This window comes from Allomuricauda sp. ANG21 (genome assembly GCF_040705235.1).
In the GTDB taxonomy this organism is placed as follows: Bacteria; Bacteroidota; Bacteroidia; order Flavobacteriales; family Flavobacteriaceae; genus Flagellimonas; species Flagellimonas marina.
In genome coordinates this window covers 330,232-354,671 of the sequence record NZ_JBFCVT010000002.1, presented here as the reverse complement: position 1 = coordinate 354,671, position 24,440 = coordinate 330,232, and the positions used below count along the sequence as shown (strand labels likewise).

General features: G+C 42.5%; 15 protein-coding genes and 1 pseudogene. 10 read left to right on the top strand and 6 right to left on the bottom strand.

The genetic code is table 11. From position 1 onward, the window contains the following. Positions 1-40 precede the first annotated feature (40 nt). Entirely contained in the window at positions 41-916 is an 876-nt protein-coding gene (locus AB1A65_RS03940) for an AraC family transcriptional regulator (protein WP_072877685.1), read from the top strand. On the opposite strand, the gene AB1A65_RS03935 is transcribed toward AB1A65_RS03940, so the two are convergent. From AB1A65_RS03935 to AB1A65_RS03920, 4 genes are read right to left on the bottom strand one after another with little or no spacing between them, the layout of a single operon-like run. After that, positions 913-2,109 carry an AGE family epimerase/isomerase gene (locus AB1A65_RS03935; RefSeq protein WP_366585847.1) on the bottom strand — a complete coding sequence of 399 codons (1,197 nt, stop codon included), beginning with the start codon at positions 2,107-2,109 and terminating at the stop codon, positions 913-915. The genes AB1A65_RS03940 and AB1A65_RS03935 overlap by 4 nt on opposite strands. Further along, complete coding sequence (locus AB1A65_RS03930) at positions 2,109-3,287, bottom strand: glycosidase (protein ID WP_072877689.1); 1,179 nt, start codon at positions 3,285-3,287, stop codon at positions 2,109-2,111. The genes AB1A65_RS03935 and AB1A65_RS03930 overlap by 1 nt, the downstream gene beginning before the upstream one ends. Continuing rightward, a complete protein-coding gene (locus tag AB1A65_RS03925) occupies positions 3,288-5,120 on the bottom strand; it encodes a sodium:solute symporter family protein (protein WP_366585845.1) in 1,833 nt (610 codons plus the stop codon). Between the two features lie 2 nt (positions 5,121-5,122). After that, the gene (locus AB1A65_RS03920) at positions 5,123-6,268 is read right to left on the bottom strand and encodes a glycosyl hydrolase (RefSeq protein WP_366585843.1); all 1,146 of its coding nucleotides are present in this window, start codon (positions 6,266-6,268) and stop codon (positions 5,123-5,125) included. Between the two features lie 594 nt (positions 6,269-6,862). Between AB1A65_RS03920 and AB1A65_RS03915 the strand changes: the two genes are divergently transcribed. The 6 genes from AB1A65_RS03915 to AB1A65_RS03890 all read left to right on the top strand — a co-directional run bounded on the left by AB1A65_RS03915 (position 6,863) and on the right by AB1A65_RS03890 (position 18,107). Beyond that, a complete protein-coding gene (locus AB1A65_RS03915) occupies positions 6,863-10,009 on the top strand; it encodes a TonB-dependent receptor (RefSeq protein WP_366585841.1) in 3,147 nt (1,048 codons plus the stop codon). 23 nt (positions 10,010-10,032) lie between these two features. Continuing rightward, positions 10,033-11,601, top strand: a complete 1,569-nt coding sequence (locus tag AB1A65_RS03910) for a RagB/SusD family nutrient uptake outer membrane protein (RefSeq protein ID WP_366585839.1) — start codon at positions 10,033-10,035, stop codon at positions 11,599-11,601. Positions 11,602-11,612: 11 nt separating this feature from the next. Beyond that, positions 11,613-12,695: a hypothetical protein gene (locus tag AB1A65_RS03905; protein WP_366585837.1), complete on the top strand. Its 1,083-nt coding sequence runs from the start codon at positions 11,613-11,615 to the stop codon at positions 12,693-12,695. Positions 12,696-12,728: 33 nt separating this feature from the next. Further along, positions 12,729-15,218, top strand: coding sequence for a glycan-binding surface protein (locus AB1A65_RS03900; protein ID WP_366585835.1), 2,490 nt, complete (start codon positions 12,729-12,731; stop codon positions 15,216-15,218). Positions 15,219-15,297: 79 nt separating this feature from the next. Then, positions 15,298-16,377, top strand: a complete 1,080-nt coding sequence (locus tag AB1A65_RS03895; RefSeq protein WP_366585833.1) for a glycoside hydrolase family 5 protein — start codon at positions 15,298-15,300, stop codon at positions 16,375-16,377. Between the two features lie 11 nt (positions 16,378-16,388). Next, positions 16,389-18,107: a glycosyl hydrolase gene (locus AB1A65_RS03890; RefSeq protein ID WP_366585831.1), complete on the top strand. Its 1,719-nt coding sequence runs from the start codon at positions 16,389-16,391 to the stop codon at positions 18,105-18,107. 40 nt (positions 18,108-18,147) lie between these two features. On the opposite strand, the gene AB1A65_RS03885 is transcribed toward AB1A65_RS03890, so the two are convergent. Next, positions 18,148-19,173, bottom strand: a complete 1,026-nt coding sequence (locus AB1A65_RS03885; RefSeq protein WP_366585829.1) for a cellulase family glycosylhydrolase — start codon at positions 19,171-19,173, stop codon at positions 18,148-18,150. 279 nt (positions 19,174-19,452) lie between these two features. Between AB1A65_RS03885 and AB1A65_RS03880 the strand changes: the two genes are divergently transcribed. The 3 genes and pseudogenes from AB1A65_RS03880 (at position 19,453) to AB1A65_RS03870 (ending at position 23,504) form a co-directional block, all read left to right on the top strand. Then, positions 19,453-20,289: a sialate O-acetylesterase gene (locus tag AB1A65_RS03880; RefSeq protein ID WP_366585827.1), complete on the top strand. Its 837-nt coding sequence runs from the start codon at positions 19,453-19,455 to the stop codon at positions 20,287-20,289. Between the two features lie 199 nt (positions 20,290-20,488). Next, positions 20,489-23,104 carry a M14 family metallopeptidase gene (locus AB1A65_RS03875; RefSeq protein WP_366585825.1) on the top strand — a complete coding sequence of 872 codons (2,616 nt, stop codon included), beginning with the start codon at positions 20,489-20,491 and terminating at the stop codon, positions 23,102-23,104. Between the two features lie 327 nt (positions 23,105-23,431). Next, a pseudogene (locus AB1A65_RS03870) lies at positions 23,432-23,504 on the top strand. Positions 23,505-23,639: 135 nt separating this feature from the next. On the opposite strand, the gene AB1A65_RS03865 reads toward AB1A65_RS03870, so the two are convergent. After that, positions 23,640-24,395 carry a sulfite exporter TauE/SafE family protein gene (locus AB1A65_RS03865; protein ID WP_366585823.1) on the bottom strand — a complete coding sequence of 252 codons (756 nt, stop codon included), beginning with the start codon at positions 24,393-24,395 and terminating at the stop codon, positions 23,640-23,642. Positions 24,396-24,440 lie beyond the last annotated feature (45 nt).

Sequence of the window (24,440 nt, the reverse complement as noted above, 5' to 3'; positions counted from 1 at the left end):
TGGCCTCATTTTTTGTACATTTTGCATATCATTTTCTTCAATGAACAAGAATATACACAGGGAAATTACACCATTGTCGCAAGACGATAGTTTTTTGGTTTTTGACAGGGTTAAAAAGCATTTTGATTTTCCAATACATTTTCATCCTGAATATGAACTGAACTTTATTTGGAATGGCAAAGGTGTACGAAGAGTGGTTGGGGACAGCATGGAGGAAATTGAAAATATAGAGCTTGTCTTGGTTGGGCCCAATTTGGAACACGGTTGGGAAACCTACAATTGCAAGAGCAATAAAATTTATGAGATTACCATTCAGTTCCATAATGATCTGTTTGATGAGAAATTGCTTTCTAGGCGTATTTTTAAATCCATCAAAGAAATGCTGCAGCGTTCCAACAGGGGCATTCTTTTTTCTCAAAAGATTTCCAAAGATTTGAAAACCAGGATTATGGCTCTTTCAAAGATTGACAGTATGGATTATTTCATGGAATTACTGTCCATTTTGCAGGATTTGGCCACATCGCGCAACCAAAGGCAGTTGTCAACCTACAGTTCGTCCATTAATGATGTGTTTGAGAACAGCGACCGCATAAAAATGGTGTATGATTTTATCCATCAAAATTTTGAACGGAAAATTACCCTGGCCGAAATTTCAGAATTGGTGAATATGAGCCCGGGAACGTTCAATAGGTTCATAAAAAAACGCACCGGCAGAACGTTTATAGAATATACCAATGAAACCCGGATCAGTTATGCATCACGCTGGTTGATAGAATCCAACATGAATGTTTCTGAAATAAGCTATAAGTGCGGGTTCAATAATATTGCCAATTTCAACAGGATCTTTAAAAAGATAAAAAAATGCACCCCCAGTGAGTTCAAGGAAAAGTTTGAAGGCATAAAAAAAGTGCTTTAACCAAGGGGGTTCTCTGTGCTCAACAAAATACAGGCCCTTGTGGTATGGTAGGGGGCCTTCCACATGCTTATTTTGTCCTCTTGGGTATAAGGAATTCCATTTTTATCAACCCGAAAATGCCACTCTCCGTTTACATGATCGACCAAGTGTTTTTTGGTAAATTTCCAAATGGCCAAAGCCGATTCAATATATTTGGGGTCGTTGGTCAAACCATAAACATATGATAGCCCAACAATGGCTTCCATTTGGGGCCACCAATGTCGGTCTTGGTCCACTTGCCCAGTTTTGACGTTCTTTTCATTGATGACTCCCATATCATCGTCAATGGCTTCCCGTAAAAATGTATTGGCCACCCGTATAGCGGTCTCTTGTACTTCTTTGAGCAAAGGTTGATTATTTAAGCGCATAGCAGCCTCAATTACCAGCCATGCCGTTTCAATATCATGTCCATACGAAATGACGGAGCTTAATAAGCTCCAATTGGAATCAAAAAAAAGATCATAGTGATTTTCAGCAGTTAAAAACCTATTTTGAAAGAGCAAAACAAGCTCTTTGAGCGAATTCTTTAGTTGGTCGTTTTCATAAATATCCGAAAGACGGGTATAGGCTTCCAAAATATGAAGATGGGTGTTCATGGTCTTTGAGGCATTCAGGTCCTTTGTGCTAAGGCGCATATCCTCAATGGGCAACCAATCTTCGCGAAAGGCTTCCAGATATCCCCCATTTAGGCTATCCTTGGCCACTTTTTCAATGATTTCAAAAAGCTGTATGGCCCATTGTTTTGCATCTTCGTTTTTAGAAAAAATATAATACTCGGAAAGGGCGTAAATAGCAAAAGCCTGGGCATAAATCTGTTTTCGAGTGTTAATGGGGTTTCCTGTATAATCCAGCTCCCAAAACACTCCCGAATGGACAGGGTCTTTAAAATAATCTTTTAAATAATCGTAAGCGCGATCACATATAAATTGGTGCTCATTGGTTTTTAAATGGTTGGAAGCCGCACTGAACGACCATAGAATTCTTGTGTTCAAGATAATGCCTTTGGGCGCATTTGGCACAACATTGTTCCAGTGGTCAATCTGTCCCAAAAAGCCACCATGGTCAAAATCTAGGGTATGGTTGCTCCAATAGTTAAGTATTCGGTCCAACTCTGTCCTTAATTCTGATTTCAGCACTTGAAGGGGCTGTGGCATCAATACAAACCTTTATTTTTTTGAATCAATTTGAGAATGGTTTTCACTGAATTGGCTGAGGTGAATTTATCTTCAGGAGAGTTGACCACATAATCTACCAGCTTGTCAATACTTGAAACCGCCACATGCATTCTAGTGTCTGAAGAAGCATAGTAAATGTATACTGTTCCATCATCATCAGCGATCCAACCGTTGGTGAACAGTACATTGGATACATCCCCGGTACGTTCCCCGTTAATGGGCGCCATAAAGTATCCGGCAGGTTGATAGATGACTTTTGAAATATCCTTTAAATCGGTCATGAACATATAAAGTGTGTACCGAAGCCCGGCTGCCGTTTTACGCACCCCATGTGCCAAATGCAACCACCCTTTTGAGGTTTTGATAGGGGCTGGCCCTTGGCCATTTTTTAATTCGTACACGGTATGGTACACTTTGTTGTTTATGATTTTTTCGTCTTTAACCACGGGATGGGCCATATCATCCACATAGCCCAATCCTATTCCGCCGCCGCTGCCCACATTTATAAAGCCATCTTGGGGCCTGGTGTATATGGCATATTTCCCATTTACAAATTCTGGGTGCAACACCACGTTCCGTTGCTGTCCTGAGTTGGAGACCAAATCGGGCAACCTTTCCCAGTGCTTTAGATCTTGTGTTCTCACAATCCCGGCATTGGCAATGGCAGAGCTTGTATCATCTGGGGAAGCTTTTGGGTCTTTTCGCTCGGTACAGAAAATACCGTAAATCCATCCATCCTCATGTGCCGTCAAACGCATGTCGTATACATTGGTGTCTGGGTTTCCAGGAATTTCAGGAATGGTGAAGGGTTCGTCCCAAAACCTAAAATTATCAATGCCATTGGGACTTTCGGCCATGGCAAAAAATGATTTTCGATCATTTCCCTCCACTCTAAGACAGAGCAGGTAATGACCATTACGCTTGATCGCTCCTGCATTAAAGGTACTGTTGAAGCCAATACGCTCCATCATGTATGGGTTGGTTTCTGGATCAAGGTCATATCTCCAATGCAAAGGAATATGGTCCGGCGTTACAATGGGAAACTCAAATCGTTGGTAAATCCCATTTGATTTTGCCACTAGTTTATTTGTCCTGCCCAACAATTTTGACTGTTCAGCTTTTACGGCTTCAAAGCTATCTTTAAATAGTGTGTTCATCTAATCTAATTGTTCGTTCAATCTGTTCCACCAGAATTTTTTAAGAAGCAAAAGGCTCAATGCCATAATGCCTAGGGTTATCCAAAAGGGCAGGGTTTGTCTAAAAATGAGATACATTGGAAGTACCATAAAAGTGGTTTGGGCTATGATGCCCGTAAGCACATTGAACATATCCCTGCCAAAATCGGCATTCTTTGATGTGCCTGGATTTTCGGCAAGTACCTTATCATGAATAGGCTTCCAAAAACCCCAGGGGCGCACATTTTTGTAAAAGGTTTTTAAAGTTTCCTCATCAGTAGGGGGAGCGGAGTAAGTGCCGATAATACCACCAAGCAAAGAGACTACCAACAATATGGGAAACAAATAGAGTTCCAAAACATTTGGGAACAACTCTGGAACAATGGCGGCGGATACAAGACCGGCGACCATTCCCCAGAAAAACCCTTCCCCATTAAAACGCCACCAATACCATTTTAAAACATTGGATCCTACGTAGCTTCCATATAGGATGGAAACAATCCATTGTAACACAGAATTGACGTCTTTGGCGAAAAACCCCAGCACAATGCTGAAGACCACAACACAAATACCAGAGAGGTAGTTCATGTTTCGCAATTGCTTTATGGAGGCGTTTGGGTTGCGATACTTCAAGTAGATGTCATTGACCAAATAGGCTTGTGCAGCGTTGAGGGTGCCGGCAAATGTGGACATAAATGCCGCGATTAAGCCAGCCAATAACAGCCCCAGCAACCCAATTGGCGCAAACTCTATCATTGCTGTGGGCAAAATCAGCTCAAAATCGATTTCGCCGGCAGCGTTCATCAAATCCAGTTTTTCATAGTAGATCAATGCCAGGGCGGCAAAGCCTGCAATCATAAAATAGCGAATGGGAATGAGTACCACGGATACAAAACCACTCATTTTTGAGGCCTCAGCAGGAGACTTGGTGGAAAGGATTTTCTGCATGTCGTAATTGGGCGCTGGGCCAGCTAAACTGACCAACACTCCTTTGAAGACCATCATCATAAAAAAGATGGTGAACAGCCCAAATCCATCAGACCGTATCTTCTCGTTGACATTTGAAATGATATGGGTCCAATCCAGGTTGAGCTCCCAACCAAAAAGGGGGGACATCCAACCTTCGGGAACGTGCAATGGATTGTTTCCCACAGCCTGAAACCCGAGATAACCAATCACCAATGCGGAAATGGTCATTATGGCAAATTGGACCACATCGGCCAATACAATTCCAGACATTCCACCTATCAAGGAATAAAAAACGGCAAAAAAAGTAAAGACAGTACCATAAAAATGTGGGACATACTCCAAAGGAACATCAAAAGGGACATAGGCATTTATGGCTTCCCAGGGGATAAAAATCTCAACGAACTTGCCCAGGCCTATAAAGCCATACGCCAAATAACCCAAGCACATGATCAACGCAAAAATTACAACGATGATGTGTGATTGCCTTGCTCCTTTTTTAAACCCAAACCGGGTTCCAATCCATTCCGCTCCAGTTGTGGCATTGGAACGCCTTAACCATTTGGAGAGGTAGACCATTAGGAATATTTGGTTGAAGACAGGCCACAGCCACGGAATCCAGGCACTTTTAATACCATAAACAAACATAAGTGTGACCAGCCAAATGGTTCCTGAAATGTCGAACATGCCGGATGCATTTGACAGCCCCAGTAGATACCATGGGATTGATTTTCCACCCAACAGGTAGGCTTCTTTGCTCTTCTGGGCGCTTTTCTTAACCACCAATCCAATGATTACGGTTGATAGTAAATAAACAGCTATGATGGTGATATCAAGTGTAGAGAGCATATTTATTGGGTATCGATGGTTTGAAGGTTGCCCAAAAGGAGTATATCTTTCGATTTGCAGAATTGTATAAAATCCGTCTCACTTTTATGTCCGGGAAAGGGCACATAATGATGGGATTCCCGTGCATTTCTCCAGAATAATATCCATGCAATACCCGAAGCTTGTATGTTGGGATAGAGTATCTCCGTAAACCATTTTTCATTTGGGATTTTCTCAGAACCTGTTTCGGTAAAGGCATATAACTTGTTCTTTCTTTTGGCGATGTTGCTTAGAATCTTCAAATTATCACGTACATTTTTGGCATACGCTTCAGAATCATTATGGTCATAAATATCAATCCCCAGAATATCCACATAAGCATCGCCTGGGTAATACTTTAAAAAAGTGCTCTCAGAATCAACAATGTTGGGGGAATAGGCATACAGGATTTGATGCACCCTATATTTATCTCTTAATAGGTGCACGGTTTGTTTCCAAAGTGCGACATAATCAGAAGGGGAACAATTACCATCTCCCCACCAAAACCAGTTTCCGTTCATCTCGTGAAAAGGCCTAAAAATCACAGGAATCCCCTTTCCTTTATGTTTTAAGGACTTTACGAAATTGGCCAACCGCTCTACCCAATGTTCATATTTTTTTATGTAAGCCCCACCAGGGATTATTTTGTCAACAGCCGATATGGTATCCCAAGAACTACCATCAGAAAAAGGGTTGTTAAGGTGCCAACTTAGGGTAATGACGCCTCCTTTTTCATGGGCATCTAATATGTTTTTCCGCATAGATGCAAAGCCCACAGTGTCCAGATTATGTGTTTTGTCCAATTCTATATGGCCCAAATCAAATCCATATACCCCAGGAAAATCTCCAGTTGCCTTTTGTACATCGCTTTCAAACGCATCAACTGCGGCATCATACTTCCAACCCACACCATATCCTGGAGAGTCCTGATGTCCCAAGATGATGCCTTTCTTTGAGGTTAGGAAAAGTTTTTTGTGCAACCTTTTTGTCGGCAGGGAAAGTTTTTTGTCTACCATAGGTGTTTTTTCATATCCTGCATTGTAAAGTGGCTTGCAAGAGAATGCCCAAGCCAGTACAACCAGTAAACACAGCTTCTTTATTAACCCAATTTTGGATCCTACAGTTTTCATACTAAATGATATGTTAGGGTTCAATGCCTGGCTAAATGAAGATATGGAAGCAAATTTAGGAAGGACTATGGTAATATATATGATATTATTTAATCAAATAGGCAAAGTATATTTTCAAAACAAACTATTTATGTCTTCTCTTAAAAACTTTATGTCATGCCCACACCAGACTGAAATAATATATAATATATTGATAATAAGAAGTTTAAAATTTGACATGGAAATTTTCAAGTAGAACTAAAATAATTTAATGGAATACTATATTTTGATATTTGCCATTCATTCTTCCTGTTGCAATTTTTTAATAATAATATGCACGAATATAATCTTCAACAAAGGCATCTTATTTTTTAAAGAATACTAATATTAAAACCAAAAATTCGATCAATCCACAAAGATGGGTTTAAATCTTTAAATGGGTTTATGGTCAAATAACGTCTAGTTAACAAAATATTATACTACAAAATGCTCAAATAGTATTATGTGTGTGTAAGGCGTTCAAATAAATTTGTTTATCCAAAAACGCTTGTTTTTTTCGATGCTCTATTTTCAGGGGTCAATAATTAAGGACTAAACAAATTTGATTTGAGAATTATGGGAAATATTAAATTAAAAGAAGGGAGTACCATACCGTTTTATGGTATTATGTTCTTCTTTGGCTTGATGGTGCAAATGTCTTTGGCCCAGAACAGGGTCAGTGGAGTGATCACTGACACCAACAATATGGGCATACCGGGAGCCAATATTGTGGAAAAGGGCACGTCAAATGGCGTGGTTTCCGATTTTGATGGCAATTACATCATTGAAGTTGGTGAAAATGCCACATTGATCATAAGCTATATTGGGTTTGTTACCCAAGAAGTTGCGGTTAATGGCCGTGCTTCCATAAATATCGCCCTAGAGGAGAACCTAAGCCAACTGGATGAAGTAGTGGTCATTGGTTATGGTACTCAACTTAAGGAAGAATTGTCGGGATCCGTAGCCAATATTTCGGTGGAGAACATTGAAAAAATTCCACAGATAAGCATTGACCAATTGATTCAGGGTAGGGCTGCTGGGGTCACCGTTACCCAAAACAGTGGTCGACCCGGAGGAGCGGTTTCGGTTAGGATTCGTGGGGTCGGGTCCATTAACGCATCGGCAGAGCCTTTATATATTGTAGATGGCGTCCCAATTTCTGGTGATAGTAGGAATACCGGAGGAAGCGGAAGGTTTTTTGAGAACAGCTCGGGAAATCTGGCAGGCCTTAATCCCAACGACATTGAAACCGTCAATATCCTAAAAGATGCCTCTGCTACCGCAATTTATGGTTCTAGAGGTGCCAACGGAGTAGTGATCATTACCACCAAAAAAGGAAGGAAAGAAAGAGGCACGGTAAACTATAGTGGTTATACCGCAATTCAGCAGCCCACCAATATTATGCCCGTTTTAGATCTTCAGGGATATGCAGGATTACAAAATGAGATGCGGGAAGTGTTTCAGCTTCCGGAACAAATAGAATTTCTAAGACCTGAATTGTTGGGTACTGGAACAAACTGGCAAAAGGAAATTTTTGACGATGCCCTATTGCAAAACCATCAATTGTCGTTTTCCGGAGGCAATGAAAAAACACAATATTACCTCTCCACAGGATATACCGATCAGCAAGGAACAGTAAAAGGCTCTGGGTTTGACAGGACTTCCATCAGGCTCAATTTAGACTCACAAATACTAGATAAAGTCAAAGTGGGCATCAACCTTACCGCCAGTAGAACTAATGAAAACATTGTAGCCAATGGAGATTCTAGGGGTATTGTTGCTCTGGCATTGAGAAACAATCCCGCTGTGGCGGTTTTCAATGCAGATGGTTCCTATGCCGGACCAGTCACGGCAGAAGAGATTGCACTGGCGGTACCAAACCCCATTGCTCAGTTGGAGAATACCGATAACGACTTGAGAAAAGACCAACTGTTGGGCAATGTATATGCCGAAATCGATATTCTAAAAAACTTTAAGTTGAGAAATGAGTTCGGGGGATCGTTTGGATACAACAAAAATACACTCTTTCAAAAAGCATTTGCGTATGGAGCGATTTCGTTCGACAACCCCACATTAACAAAGACCAATGAGGATTTTGATTACTGGATCGTGAAAAATTTATTGACCTACTCCAACAACTTTGGAGGCAAACATGATGTAACTGTCTTGGTCGGTCATGAAGCACAACAATCCTCCTATAATGGAATAGTTACCACAGGATCAGGTTTTGTGGACAACAGCAACCCAACTTTGAACAACGCTGACGCCGACACCTATATTATTGATGAATACAAGGGGAGCAATTCCTTGGAATCATATTTCAGCCGTTTGATTTATTCCTTTGACAGCAAGTATAGTCTTACAGCTTCAATAAGGGCAGACGGCTCTTCACGGTTCGCTGAAGGTAACAAATGGGGGTATTTCCCATCCGTTTCGGCAGCATGGAGATTGTCCAATGAAAAATTCATGGAAGATTTCACGGCCATCCAAAACATTAAGTTCTTTGGAGGCTATGGCGAAGTGGGCAATCAGGAAATCAGCAACAACCCTTTTCTATCTATATTAAACACTAACGCCACACAATTGGGCACCGCCTTTTCGGTGTCCAATATCCCAAACCCAGATGTGAGATGGGAAACTTCAAAGCAGACCAATTTGGGGGTTGACTTTTCTTTGTTCGGTGGACATTTGAACACCACTGTAGAGGTTTACCGAAAGGTGAATAGTGATTTCCTCTTTCAATTGGGTCTTAACGACTTTGTGCTCGGAGGGGACTCCAGCATTGCAGGGTCTATTACCCCACCTTGGGTAAACTTGGGGGAGATGGAGAACAAGGGTATTGATGTAACCCTCAATTTTGATACACTTAGCGCAGGTGCATTCTCATGGAACTCCACCCTTACCTTCTCCCATTACAAAAATGAAGTACTGGAGTTGGTGGATGGATTGACCATTAATGGCCAAACCGATTTGGATGATACCAACCAGATACTTACCGAAACAAGGGTGGGCGAACCCATTGGTGTATTTTATGGATACCAAGTAGAGGGCCTGTTTCGGTCTATGGATGATTTGAACAATGCCCCTGTTCAATTTGGACAACCCGTAGGTGATGCCAGTGCAGTGGGAAGAACATGGCTCGGAGATATCCAATTCAAGGACGTAAACGGTGATGGTGTTGTGGATGGCGAAGACAGAACGGTTATTGGTAGCCCCCATCCCGATTTTACTTTCGGTTGGCAGAACAACTTCAGTTACAAGGGCTTCGATTTGTCTGTTTTTGTGCAAGGTTCCTACGGAAACGAGATTTTCAATGCACTGAACCGTTCATTGACGGGTACCAATTTAACATACAGGAACCAGTTGGAATCCGTACGGGATTTTTGGACTTTCCAAAATCCTGATGCCACACACCCAAGATATACAAGCAATGCCACCCCCAATATATTTATCTCGGATAGATATATAGAGGACGGATCTTATGTGAGGATTCAAAACGTACGATTGGGATATCAGATTCCATCCAAAGTATTGGATAAAATAGGAGGATTGAACAAGGTCAACATTTACGGATCTGTGCAGAACCTTTACACGTTTACCAACTACTCTGGGTATGACCCAGAAGTAGGGGCGTTCAACCAAAACCCCCTGTTGGCCGGTGTGGACAATGGAAGGTATCCACTTCCTAGAACATTCACTTTTGGGATTGATATTGATTTTTAATTAAATAAAAGATAGCTAGAATTATGAAAAAAGGATTAAATGTTGCAAAATTAGTTTTGATTGCACTCCTCTCTTTGCCAATTTTGGTTTCATGTAGTAAGGAATTCTTAGATCGTCCGCCAGAAGACTCTCCAAACTCTGAAGAGTTTTATAAGACCACAGAACAAATTGAAGTGGCCACTAATATCCTATATAGTGTGCCATGGTATAATTTTATTTCCAATGTATCATGGTGTATTGGAGATTTGGCTGGAGGTACTGGTAGAACATGGGACCCTAGAAACCAAGATTTCGACCTTTTTGCCATTACGGGAGAGCATAACACCCTGGGCCAAGCCTGGGGATCATTATATGCGGTTGTTGCACATGCAAATACCATTATAAACACTATCCCTGCAAGCGCCAACCCAGATGTGCCCCAATCAGTGATTAATAATGCTGTGGGCGAGGCAAGGGCCATGAGGGCCACGGCCTATTTCTACTTGGTTAGAATCTTTGGATCGGTCCCTATTGTGGAAAACAACTTGGAACTTGTTGATGAGCGCTATATCCCAAGACATTTAGTTGAGGACGTCTACACCTTTATAGAGAATGACTTAAACTTTGCCATTGATAACATCACAAATACAAAATCATCAGACCCCGGAAGAATTTCAAGTAATGGCGCTAAGGCACTGCTGGCCAAAGTCCACTTGACCCAGGAAGAATATGCCCAAGCCTATCAGTTGGCAACAGAGGTGATTGGTTCAGGGGAGTTTAAACTTTTAGGAGGCACTGGGGCAGATGGCACTACAGGAAGCTACAACGATCTATTCCTTACTCAGAACGACAACAATTCAGAGAGTATTATTGCCACCCAATGGACTGGTAGCGGAAATTACGCCGAAGGAAATGGAGTTCAAAGTCTTTATGCCTTGTCTGGAATTACCGGTTTTGATGATGGTTGGTCAGCAATTGGGCCATCCCTTGATTTGCAAGATACTTACGAAGACAAAGAAATGGACCAACGGTATAAAGCCACAATCATGGATCCAGAATCCTTTTATCCTGACCTTAATGGTGGATATACTGCCCCCGGACCTTCAGGTTGTAATGCCCAGGGAACCAATGTGGCCATTAAAAAATATGTCGTGGGGACACCTGCCAACAATGGTGGGGGAGCGAGAAGCAGTTATGCCAACAATATTTATCTACTTCGATATGCCGATATATTATTGATACAAGCCGAAGCCATTATCTTGGGCAATGTGGGCTCCTTGGCCGAGGCAGAAACAGCAGTGAACAAAATACGGAATAGGGCAGGGTTGCCTTCAATAACCAATCCAACTTTTGAAGATGTCTTCCGGGAAAGGAAGATTGAATTCGCCATGGAAATGGAGCACTGGTACGATGCCATCAGAAGGTCTGACGCATTGGCATATCTCGCAACAATACAAAGAGGATGGTTTAATGATACAGAACGTGGAGCAACAAGCGGAATAACCGATAGGTTCGTCACCGTTACCGCGGATAAATTGTTGTTTCCGTATCCAACCAATGAAACGCTGAACAATCCTGCATTGCTGGATCCACCCGTTCCCTATTTCAATTAAAAAAAAGAGCAATGAAAAAATATAGTCGTAACAGAGTCAATTTTAAATATGCTGCCTTCATCGTAGCATTGACCATAATGTCAGCATGTAGTAATGAGTTCAATCAATCAGATCTGTCCTCAGGGAGTACGGAACCACCGATGATAACAAGCATAGCCGACGCTACCGAAAACAGCACCGTACAGACCGGTGTTTTGGGAAACATGTATTATATAAAAGGCGAGAATCTAAGCACAACCACATCCATTAAATACAATGGTTTTGATGCAGGATTCAATCCAACCTTGGTGACGGACAATACTATTATTTCACAGATTCCCTTAGGTGCTCCGTATATAAACGCATCAAATAAATTAACCGTAGAAACACTATATGGTGTAGCCGAAGCCGATTTTTCTCTTTTGACCATTACTGGTTTTGATGAAGGTTTAGTGGACGGGGCAAATGCAGTAACCTTAAACGGTGGTGATTTCACTGATGCTGACCAAGTCCTTTTCGTTTCGGGATCGGAAGATGATGGAAACTTGGTGGAAAGGGAAGCAAGAATCATAAACAAAACAGCTTCAGCAATTACCGTAGAAGTTCCTGATGGCGTAATTCAGGCCTTTATTCATGTTTTCGTTAATGGAGCCATTGCCCAATCCACTTCGTACGGGTTCAACTACCCAATTTTTACCGATGAGTTGATCAACGGATGGGAACTTGGAGGATGGGATGGTGCCCAAGAACTCTCCACGGAAGTGGCCCTGGGGTCAACCTCAATCCGCAGGGAGAGCCTTAGTTGGGGTGGGCTTACCTTTGTGTCCAATGATATGACCGAAGATTTGGTGATAGCAGATTACAGTGCCATTAACTTCCAGATTTATCCTGCCAACAGTGAAACGATTAGAGTTGCCTGTGCACTCAACGATTTTGACGTTCAGGTGGAACTCGATTTGGTACCAGGGGAATGGAACAGCTTCAGTATCCCTCTTACCGATTTTTATCCTCCAGGTACTGCCCCAGAATTAATTACACGAATCGATTTTCAGGAATTCTCCGCAGGCACCGCACCCTTTCTATTTTATGTGGACCAAGTAGGACTCATAGAATAGGAGAACTTTTAAAAATATAAAACTAGACAAACTATGAGATATTTTGAACATAAAGGAATAAAGGGGCTGCTTTTGGTTGGTTTGGCAATCCTTTCACTTTACTCTTGTGATGAGGACGATGAAGTATTTCCCCAGTCGGATAGTCCAAATCAAAATATTGTTGAAATCTTGGCAAGCTCTTTGGAAACTTCAACCCTGTTGGGCGCCTTGGAACAATCCGATTTGGACGCAACATTGGCCAATAACACCACATTTACGGTATTTGCTCCTGTCAATGCCGCATTCTCTGGGGTCGATTTATCAACCATGACAGAAGCCCAGCAGAGGAACACGCTCTTGAACCATGTTTGGAGCACTACCACCGCCGATCTTTCAGCCAATCTACAAACAGGATATAGGACAACTATGGCAACTGGGGTAGATGGATTGAATCTCAGCTTTTTTACCAATACGGAAGGATCTATCACATTTAATGGCGTGGCATCACCCGTTCAAGGACAGTTCGATTTGGGAGCAACCAACGGCGTGGTTCACATGGTAGATAATCTCCTACTTCCTCCAACAGTAGTTGACCACGTTGCGGCCAATCCGGAATATACATCATTGGCCACTGCAATTACCCAGGCTGAATTGGTGGAAACCTTGGAAGGCGATGGACCATTCACCATTTTTGCACCCAATAATGCAGCTTTTGAAATGCTTCTGGCACAGTTGGAAGCTGCCTTTGGATATGCCACGTTGGCGGATGTGCCCAATGATATTTTGGAAGAAGTCTTGTTGTACCATGTTATTGTTGGAAGCAATGTGGTTTCTGACGATGTGGACGGCACAACCTTTGAAACCGCCCAAGGCGAATCTTTTTCGGCAGCGGGGACTACAATTGACGATGCCTCTTATATTGATGCGGAAATCAATCTTACTGATGTACAATCCATAAATGGCATTATGCATGGTGTGGACAAAGTGCTTCTGCCGGATGCTGTTTTTCAACAAGTGCTGGGTGCAACGCTTGATTTGGTGGCTCGTTCAGAAGATAAGGGATACACCTCATTCTTGGCCGCAGTTGAACTTGCGGGCTTAACAGAGAGCCTTACCGCGGATAACCTAACCGTTTTTGTACCGAACAATGATGCGTTTGCAGCATTGTTCTCTGCCATTGACAATTTTAATGCTTTGGAAGATTTTGATACTCCAGAAGAAATAGAAACCCTTAAAAAACTACTGGAATACCACCTATATGCAGGAAGTCTTGTTGAATCTCAACTTACGGATGGAAGTTCTGTAACTACTGTTTTGGGCGATTCGTTCGATGTGAGCGTTAGTGATGCCATTAGATTAAGACCTTCTTTTTCAGATGCTATTCCTTCCCAAGTAGTCGATGCCAATATTGGCGCGACCAATGGTATTATTCATGAAGTGAACAGGGTATTGATTCCAGAAGAATTATTGGATGCATTGGGCATCGAAGTAGCTCCAAATTGTGACTTACATCCTGTTGGTGACACCAATTTGGTTTTCTTTGATTGGGATGCCAATGGTGAATGGTGGGGCAATGTTGCAGCAGAAAATGACCCTTCCGTTTCTTTAGATGGCTCTAGCTATGGTCGTGCTAATTTCCAGACAGGAGGTACAGGCTGGCAAGATCTTTTCTGGAGAAATGACCCAACAACCTTTCACGGAGCTGCCACCGTGGGGAGCAATTTGGATGATTATGTCCTTAAGTTCGACATAAACACCATTGAACCAATTTCCGATGGTATGTTCAGAATTCGGTTCAATGATGCTGATGGTGTGGATGCCTTCTACGATTGGGCCCCATGGGATGATACTGGAGAACCTTTTGACACAGGGGGATGGCAAACTGTTGAAATTCCATTGAGTGCACTTGGGGTTCCCGACTTTAGTTTGGTGGACAGCGAGTTTGGAATGGCCTTCGAGGGAGCCGATGTCCTGTTGAACTTTGCTATTGATAACGTAAGATTTGATGCCCCAGGATACGAATGCGGCGGCCCTGATGAAGTGGACGACCCAGCTTTGGTTTTCTTTGATTGGGATGCCAATGGTGCATGGTGGGGCAATGTGGCTGCTGAGAATGACCCTTCCATTACGCTGGACGGCTCTAGCTATGGACGCGCCAACTTCCAAACTGGAGGTACCGGCTGGCAGGATCTTTTCTGGAGAAATGACCCCACAACCTTTCATGGAGCCGCAACTGTGGGCAGTAATTTAGACGATTATGTCCTGAAGTTTGACCTGAACACCATTGAACCTCTTTCCGCCGGAATGTTCAGGATTCGTTTTAATGATGCTGATGGAGTGGACGCTTTCTATGATTGGGCTCCTTGGACTGATACAGGGGAACCCTTGGATACCGGGGGCTGGACAACCATTGAAATTCCATTGACCGAATTAGGGGTTCCAGATTTTAGTTTGGTGGACAGCGAGTTTGGAATGGCTTTCGAGGGTGCCGATGTCCTCTTGAACTTCGCCATCGACAATGTCAGATTCGAGGAAAAACAATAATAAGTTGAGTTAGTTTTTAATTCGCAAGATTCCTACAGTATCAAAACCTGTGGGAATCTTCATATTTAAAAGATTTGTAATGAAAATCTGTTTTTCATGCCTGTTCAGCACGTTTCTGCTATTATTCATAACCGTGAATTGTTCTTCTTCACAACAAGATACGGAACAAGAAATCGTGCAGGACATCACAGACGATGATTCAACACAGGAAGACGAGGAAATGGATGATGAAACCGATGAGAGTACTTCTTTTGCCTCTGTGGTTGAGGAATACGGACAGCTATCTGTAGAGGGCAACAAATTGGTGGATCAAAATGGGAATCCGGTTCAACTTAGGGGAATGTCATTCTTTTGGAGCCAATGGATTGGAAAATACTACACCAACGAAACTGTACAGTGGTTAAAGGACGATTGGTATTGCACTGCAGTAAGGGCAGCTTTGGCTATTGATTACGAAGGATATTTGGTGAATCCGGAAGTGGAAAAACAGAAAATAATGACCGTGGTTGATGCGGCCATTGAACATGGATTGTACGTCATTATCGATTGGCATGATCATGAAGCTGAAAACCATCTGGAAGAATCTGTGGCATTTTTTGGTGAGATGGCCGAAAAGTACGGCAGCTATCCCAATATTATTTATGAACCTTATAATGAGCCTTTGGCCGTTTCATGGCGAAATGTACTGAAACCCTATCATGAAGCGGTAATTGCCGAAATCAGAAAGCACGACCCCGATAACCTGATTGTCTGTGGCACGCCCAATTGGTCACAGGATGTGGATGACGTCATCGTAGCAAAAATTGATGACCCCAATGTAATGTACACGCTCCATTACTATGCTGCAACACATAAGCAAGAACTTCGGGATAAAGCCTTGGTTGCAATCAACAATAATATCCCAATTTTTGTGACAGAATACGGAGTTACCCAAGCCTCCGGTGATGAATCCATAGACGCACCCGAAGCGGAAACATGGTGGAATTTTCTGGACGAGCACAAAATATCCCACTTCAATTGGTCCATAGCAGACAAGGAGGAACTTTCCGCTGCATTAAAACCTGGCGCCAGTACTACAGGGGGGTGGACCGCAGAAGACTTGACCACCTCGGGAACCATGGTTCGGGATGAAATCAGAAAAAAGAATAAGACCTACTAAATATACTGTGGATGAATCCATCAATTTTAAACCAAAAAATAAGACGCTTTAAACTGTTTTTCCTGATTGTTTTACTCTATTCCTGCTCCGGTGATTCAGAGGAAGACACTTTTTTGAGCAGTAACAAGTCCCTCTTTTCATTTTCCATAAAAGAATTGCCAGATTTGACCTTTTCTGGATTGAGCCAAGGTCAGTTGGAAGCTGATTTGATCAGCAATGCAAATATCACAAATCTGACCGCTATTTTTGAAGTGTCAAAAGGAGCTACAGTGTATATTGGGGAAATAGTACAAAAATCAGGGTCTACCACAAATGATTTCAGCAGTAGGGTAACCTATACCATAAAAGCTGAGGATGGAAGCACCACTAATTTCAGTGTGGCCATCAACCCCTATGAGAACCAAGCACCCATGGCCAATGCTGGCAATGACTTAATTTTGTATTTGCCAGCAGCCAGTGAGACCATATCGGTAGCTTTGGATGCTTTCGCATCGACTGACCCTGAAGAGGGTGAACTAAGCTACGAGTGGATGCTCGATGATACTGTAATTGCGGACACTGAAATGACGGAAGTGGCCTTGGAACTTGGCATACATGAAATAACCCTTGTGGTCACCGACGCAGAGGGAGCATCAGGAACGGACAACATAACAGTAGAAATTCGTGAGTTGGGCGTTTTTGCTCCTATTGATTCAGGGGCCACTCAACAGACCCAAAATGTGTTGAACAATTTGGCGGCTCTTGCTTATGGCGAAACATTTGCATTTGGGCAGGAGTTTCCACTTTCATTTCAGCTCAATGCATTGAATTACGATTTAAATACTTCTGATTGCAAGGATGTATCGGGCGACCATCCGGCCGTGTTTGGTATCGACCCACACTATATGCTGTACAAAAGTGCTTCAGAGCGACAGCTTCATATTGATGAGACTAAAGCTGCCTATGAAAATGGTTCCATTGTAACCTTCGATTTTCATCAGCAGAGCAGAACCGATGGCCAAATCTATTATGACCAGCTTACCACGGACACCGACAAGAGTTTGATGTATGACATTGTTAACAATCTCAACGGCTCTAGGGACTGGTATTTTGATGAGATTGATATCATCTTGGACATCATCAACAACGATTTGGGGTTCACCATCATTTTTAGACCACTCCACGAGATGAACGGAGGTTGGTTCTGGTGGGGTACGCAAACGGAGAACCATTCACCCGAACTCTACATTGAACTGTATCAAATGACGGTGGATTATATGAAGGACCGTACCGATCATGTACTCTTTGCTTGGTCTCCAAACTACCCTTTTGATGAAAGTTATTATCCAGGTGATGCCTATGTGGATGTGGTGGGAATTGATTATTATACTCCAAGCAAAGCTTCGTTACAGCAAGCCTTGGTCGAGTTGACGGATTTTGTGGAACAACACCACAAGATTGCAGCGCTCACCGAAACCGGTCAACAGAATTATATTTTTGACAACACTGATTTTTGGACGGGCAACATTCTAAACGCCATTGAAGAAGGTGGCAGCGACATCCGGATTGCATGGGTTTTGGGCTGGTTCAATGCTCCGTGGGACAGTAGTCAGAACAACCTATTCATTCCCAATGCGCAAAGTCCGCAAGATGCAAAAGATGATTTCATTGCGTTCAGAAACAGTGCCAAGACCCTATTTCAAGAAGATATCCAAGCCTTGGACATGTACCTAGACCAGAGTATGAATTGATTGGAGCTACATCACTGCTTGATCCAATGAAAAACAGGTTTTATTTATTGTACGGATAACTTTTGAACTTTTCCTTAAAAAATTTACCCTGTCTTGAGGGCGTAAATTTTCTGTCAGTGAACATATTGGGCGCCCATTCCATATCAAACACCCATACCAAATATGAAATCTGCCGGGCATCGCAATAATCGGTGATGGAAATCCCATAGGATTCATCACTGATTACCGGAATATGCGCACCGGGGTCTTCCGGCCCGCAAAAGCCCATTTCTGTCAATATTAAGGGATAATTGTCTTTGACAAAACCCCAATCGTTGGTCCATTTTTCCTCCCAAGGTTTTTCCCGTTTTTGGGGATAGGGGTGACTTACATAGCCAATTCCTTCCATTTCAAGCGGACTCCATTTCACTGGGGTAAGGTCATAGGCCCAATTGAAACCAGCGACCAATGGAATACCCTCACCGCCATTGGCCCTTATGATTGTAATGACCTCTTTGTTAAAACCTTTCCAAGAATCCCAGTCCAAAGCGCCATACCTATTATCGTTGGTTGTTGGCTCGTTGAATATTTCATAAAACGCTACTGTGTTGTTCTTGCCATGTCTCTCGGCCATAACCTTCCAAAAATTGTAGGTTTCTTTTTTGGTGGTATCGTACATGTCCAAAAGGTAGATTCCAGTTTCAATATTACCAATGCTGTGCCAATCCAATACTACGTATACGCCCAATTCCCCAGCCCACTTGATGCCATCATCCAACAGCTTTAGATATTCTTGAAACCCTCTGTTGCGCACCCGGCTCGGATGTATGGGAAATCGGATCAAATTGGCGCCCCAATCCTTTATCTCATTAAAATAATTTTTGTTCCACAGCCCATCCAATTCAAGCTTATCAGGATCGCTTGTACTCATCCCCCGAAACACCAAGGTGTCCCCTTTTTGATTCACAAAGCTGTTCCCCTTAACAGAAATTCGGTCCAATCCACCCTGACCGAAGGAAATATTCAGAAAAAATGCGTTTACACATAAGAATAGGATTAATTTTTTTAAAAATTTCATCTTGCCCATGATATTGATTTAACCTATAAATCTAGTTAATTATCAGGCTGATAATAGATACAATTTTGTCAAATTGACATCAAAATCCAGCGAAATGACATATAAGAACGCAAAACTTCCATAGATTTTGCATGATTCTTTTCTATGGATATCACCCCAAGGCTTTTACATAATTTCTTTGACGGGCCTTTGTTGGTTTAAGGTATTTTTAGGTCGATTTTTTTCTTACTTTGGTATACGTCCCCATCTGTAAACCTTATAACTATTCATTTTAAAATGCGTCACTTTATGAAAAGGAAATTGTTCCGCCCTTTGTTTTTGTCCTGTTTTATTTTGCTGGTCTTTACTGGGAAAAGTCATGCCCAAGACCCCAACCTGCATATTTATCTGTGTTTCGGGCAATCAAATATGGAAGGGCAAGGCGCCATTGAACCTCAGGATAAGGTGGTGGATGACCGCTTTCTGGTGATGCAGGCTTTGGATTGCCCTGATATGAACAGGAACAAAGGCAACTGGTATACGGCCGTACCTCCTTTGTGCCAATGCTATTCCGGTCTTTCTCCTGCGGATTACTTTGGACGAACAATGGTCGCTAATCTTCCTGATAGCATACGGGTTGGGGTTGTAAGTGTAGCCGTGGGTGGGTGTGATATCCGTTTGTTTGATAAGGACCTTTACCAAGATTTTGATTCCACCTACACCGAGGATTGGTTTACGGACAAGGTGAAAGCCTATCAGGGGAATCCCTACAAATATCTCACCGATTTGGCAAAACTTGCCCAAAAGGAGGGCGTGATCAAGGGTATTTTGCTGCACCAAGGCGAAACCAATACAGGAGATGCCAATTGGCCACAGTATGTAAAAAAGATATACAACGATCTCTTGGATGAACTTTCCTTGAGCGCAAAGGATGTTCCTTTATTGGCCGGGGAGGTGGTTGCTGTTGAAAACAGCTGCTGTGCCAGCATGAATACCATTATCAACGAATTGCCCAATACCGTTGAATCGGCCCACATTATCTTATCCAAAAACTGCACGGCTAAGGATAACGCCCACTTTGATTCTGAGGGCTATAGAAAGCTGGGAAAACGGTATGCCTATACTATGCTTTCGCTCTTGGATTGACCCATAAAAAATCTAAGGACTCTAAAATTTTGAAAGTTTTGTAAACCATTGGGTAGTTGGTTTGCCAATTCTGTAATCTGCAGTTAGCATATTGATTCTGGTCGCAAAAGACTTCTTGGAACTTCAATTCAAGCCCGGTAGATTTAGTTTACTCCTCAGGATTCCGTAATTTCCAACGAAATTCAAACTAATTCAGAAAATGATTTCAAAAAGCACAAACCTTAAAGCGTTGTTGTTTCCTGCAATAATGGCTTTGATCTTCGTTTCCTCCACCATTGCACAAAATGTACCCTCACCAAAAGATGTGTATGGTTTTAACGCGGGAGATGATTATCAGTTGGCCGATTACTCCCAAATTGAAGATTATTTGACCAAGCTGGACAACGCTTCCAGCCGCGTTAAACAGATTGAGATTGGTAAAACGGTATTGGGGCGAAAAATGTATTTGCTCTTTATTTCCACAGAGGAAAATTTAGCGCAGTTGGATAAATGGAAAGATATCAGCACCAAATTGGCCAGAGTTCAGGTTGAGGATGACGAAGCAGCAAAACTCGCCCAAGAGGGAAAGGCCATTGTTTGGATTGATGGCGGAATGCATTCCACTGAATTGGCCCATGGTCAAATGACTTCAGAATTGGCCTATACGTTGGCCACTTCGGAAACACCTGAGATACAGAAAGTTAGGGAAAACGTCATCACTTTATTAATGCCTGTGATGAACCCTGATGGATTGGACATTGTGGTGGATTGGTATCGAAAAAATCGCGATACACCATACGAAACATCAAGGCCCCCTATTCTTTACCATTATTATATGGGGCACGACAATAACCGCGACTGGTTTATGAACACCATGCCGGAGACTTACAACGTCACCAAAATACTGTACAACGAATGGTATCCGCAGATTGTGTATAACCATCACCAATCGTCACCTTCATGGACCAAGATTTCCATTCCGCCGTATGCCGACCCCGTGAATCCAAAGATTCACCCTGCTGTAACTGCTGGCGTGAGCGAAGTAGGTTCTGCTATGTCGAAGCGTTTTTCGTTGGAAAATATGCCGGGTGCCATTGCCGATAACTTCTATACCATGTTCTGGAATGGCGGTGGGAGAACGGTGCCTTATTACCACAATATGATAGGCATCCTCACCGAAACAGGGCACACTTCCCCAACACCACGATTCTACGACCCGGAAAAATTGCCAAAAACTGTGGCTGGCGGAACTCCAACCGATGGAACAGATATTATGTACCCAGACCCTTGGAAAGGGGGCGAATCCCATTTTAGGGATGCGGTTGATTACATGCTCACGGCAACTTGGGCCGTATTGGATTTAGCTTCAGACCGAAAGAGCAATTACCTCTACAACATTTACAAAATGGGGGCTTCGGCCATTGAAAAAGCCAAAACCGAAGGCCCCTTTGCCTATGTGATTGGTAAGGACCAGTGGGATTCCTTCGAAGCCGTCAATCTGGTGAATGTGCTGTTGCAAGGCGGTATTGAAATCGAAAGGGCCACCAAGAACTTTACCATTGGTGACACCAATTATCAAAAAGGGTCCTATGTAATTTATGGAGGCCAGGCATTTCGGCCGTATTTATTGGACTTGATGGAAAAGCAGAACTACCCCACCCGTTTCCAATACCCCGGAGGGCCACCGGACACGCCTTATGATTTGGCGGGATGGACATTGCCCATGCAAATGGGAGTCGATGTTGCAAAAATTGAGGAACCCTTCAATGCTTCCACCGAAAAGGTGGCTGGATTGGTGGATTACCATGAAGGCAGCCTCAACCGAAATGGTTCCTATGGGTATGCGCTTAGCGTTAACACGAACGCCTCTGTTGCAGCTACCAACAAAATTTTGAAAGCTGGAGGTGCCGCTTTTAAGGCCATGACCGAGTTTAAGGCTGGGAAAGTTAATTTTCCGGCAGGATCTTTTGTGGTTACTGGCGATAAAACTTTGATGGAATCCCTTGCCGATGAGTATGGATTGGAGTTCACTGGGTTGATGGCCAAACCAGAGGTTCAGTTGGCAAAGCTTCATTTACCCAAAGTGGGGCTCTACAAATCTTGGGTGGCCAATATGGATGAAGGATGGACTCGTTTTGTTATGAATGAATATGCTTTTGATACCGATACCCTTCACGACGCAGACATCAGAACGGTGGATTTGTCGAAGTATGATGCCATCATCCTTCCATCACAAGAAGCAAAATCCATTTTACATGGCCACACCCCTTTAGAAATGCCTAAAAAATTTACAGGAGGTATCGGATTGGAAGGCTCTCTGGCCCTAAGCAATTATGTTAAGCAAGGAGGCACACTACTGGCTTTTGACGCTGCCAGTGACTTTGTCATTGAACAGTTTGGGCTACCCCTAAAAGATGCTGTTAAAGGAGTGGACAGCAAGGATTTCTTTATTCCGGGCTCGTTAATTAAAACCGGAATTGATACCACAAATCCCCTTGCTTTTGGCATGAAAGATACGGTTTCAGTGTCCTTCAATAAGAGTAGGGCTTTCGTGATCGATAAGCAAAGTAAAGAGGGTGAAGGCGGAAAAGAGGACATCAAAGACGCCCCTAAACCAGAAGTTGAGGTCATTGCCACCTATGCCGAAAAGAACTTGTTGATGAGTGGCTGGGCCATGGGCGAAGATAAGTACATTGCCAAAAAGCCTGCCATGGTCAAAGCCAAATACGGTAAAGGGGCGGTAATATTGTATGCTTTCAGGCCGCAATTTCGTGCACAGCCCCGCGGCACCTATAAATTGATTTTTAACGCGATTTATGAGGGAGCTTCGGAATAGCAGACAGTGTTGTATTATTGTATAATAGAAAGCCGCATCAAATTGATGCGGCTTTTTTTAATTCTGGTCCTCGTTTTTAATTCAAAAAGTTATTAAAAATAAAATTATTGATTTTATCAATAAAAAATAGGAGTTCCATCCAATTCGATAATGTATTTGAAAAATTCTTTAGAATACTTTGGAGTTATCAACCAAACATTCGGATTATCAACAATTAAATTGTTGAGTATCTGTTGAAAACGCAAACGCATAATTTCATGATTTAACCATCACAAAACCATAATTTTACTTTATTAAATAAAAGGACTGCCACCACAGTCCTTAAAAGCTCCGTAGCTCAATGGATAGAGCAGTGTGAAAGCGTAGACACAGGTTGTAAGTTCGAATCTTACCGGAGCCACAAGAAAAGGAGGGATATTTTTCCTTCCTTTTTCTTTTGATAAAGATATAGAAAAGCATATTTAATCGAATCCTTCATTTGCCTTAAATATGAACAAATTTGACTTTAAAGGTTATAAACAATAAAGTCTCAATGTTATCTAAACAAAATCGCAATCGCCCCAATAGCGGTCACAATCAAAATAAAACGCTTATAGTTTTTCTCGTTAATTTTCTTCACGATGAGCACCCCAAGAAAAAGCCCTACCAAAATCGCAGGCAATAGTCGCAGGTTAATCAAGAGACTTTCCGCAGTAACGGTTTTCCAAACAAAAATGTGAAACGGAAGCTTAAATGTATTGGTAATAAAAAACAACCATGCCGCCGTGCCAACAAATTCATTTTTTGGTAAGCGCATGCCCAAAAAGAAGATGTTGGTAAAGGCGCCCGCCAAATTTCCTATCATGGTGCATATTCCGGCCATAACGCCCATAGACCCTGCAAATAGCCAGTGGGTTGGAACATGTTCAGATTTTCTGCGGTCCCACCAGTAGAGCATCCCCAAACTGATAAAAATAACGGTGACCATACCCCATTTAAACTCCCGTTCCGGAAGGTCTTTCCCAACCAGTACTCCAATGAGGATGCCCAATATCATCCATGGGAGAAAGCGTAAAATATATTTCCACTGGGTATGTCGATTATAATAGATAACGGCAAAGATGTCTCCAACGATCAGCAACGGCACAAACAAACCCGTTGAAGCCTTGGAGCCAAAAGCCAATGCCATCAAGGTCACATTAAAAATAGACATGCCTTTTAAACCGGCCTTTGATATGCCCAGAAGAAATGTTGCCGTGGCTGCCAAGACCCAAGAGGCAATTGAAATTTGGGATAAGGGAGTAAGATCCATTCGGTTTATTGGTCAGATACAAAAATAACCCAAAATGATATCTTG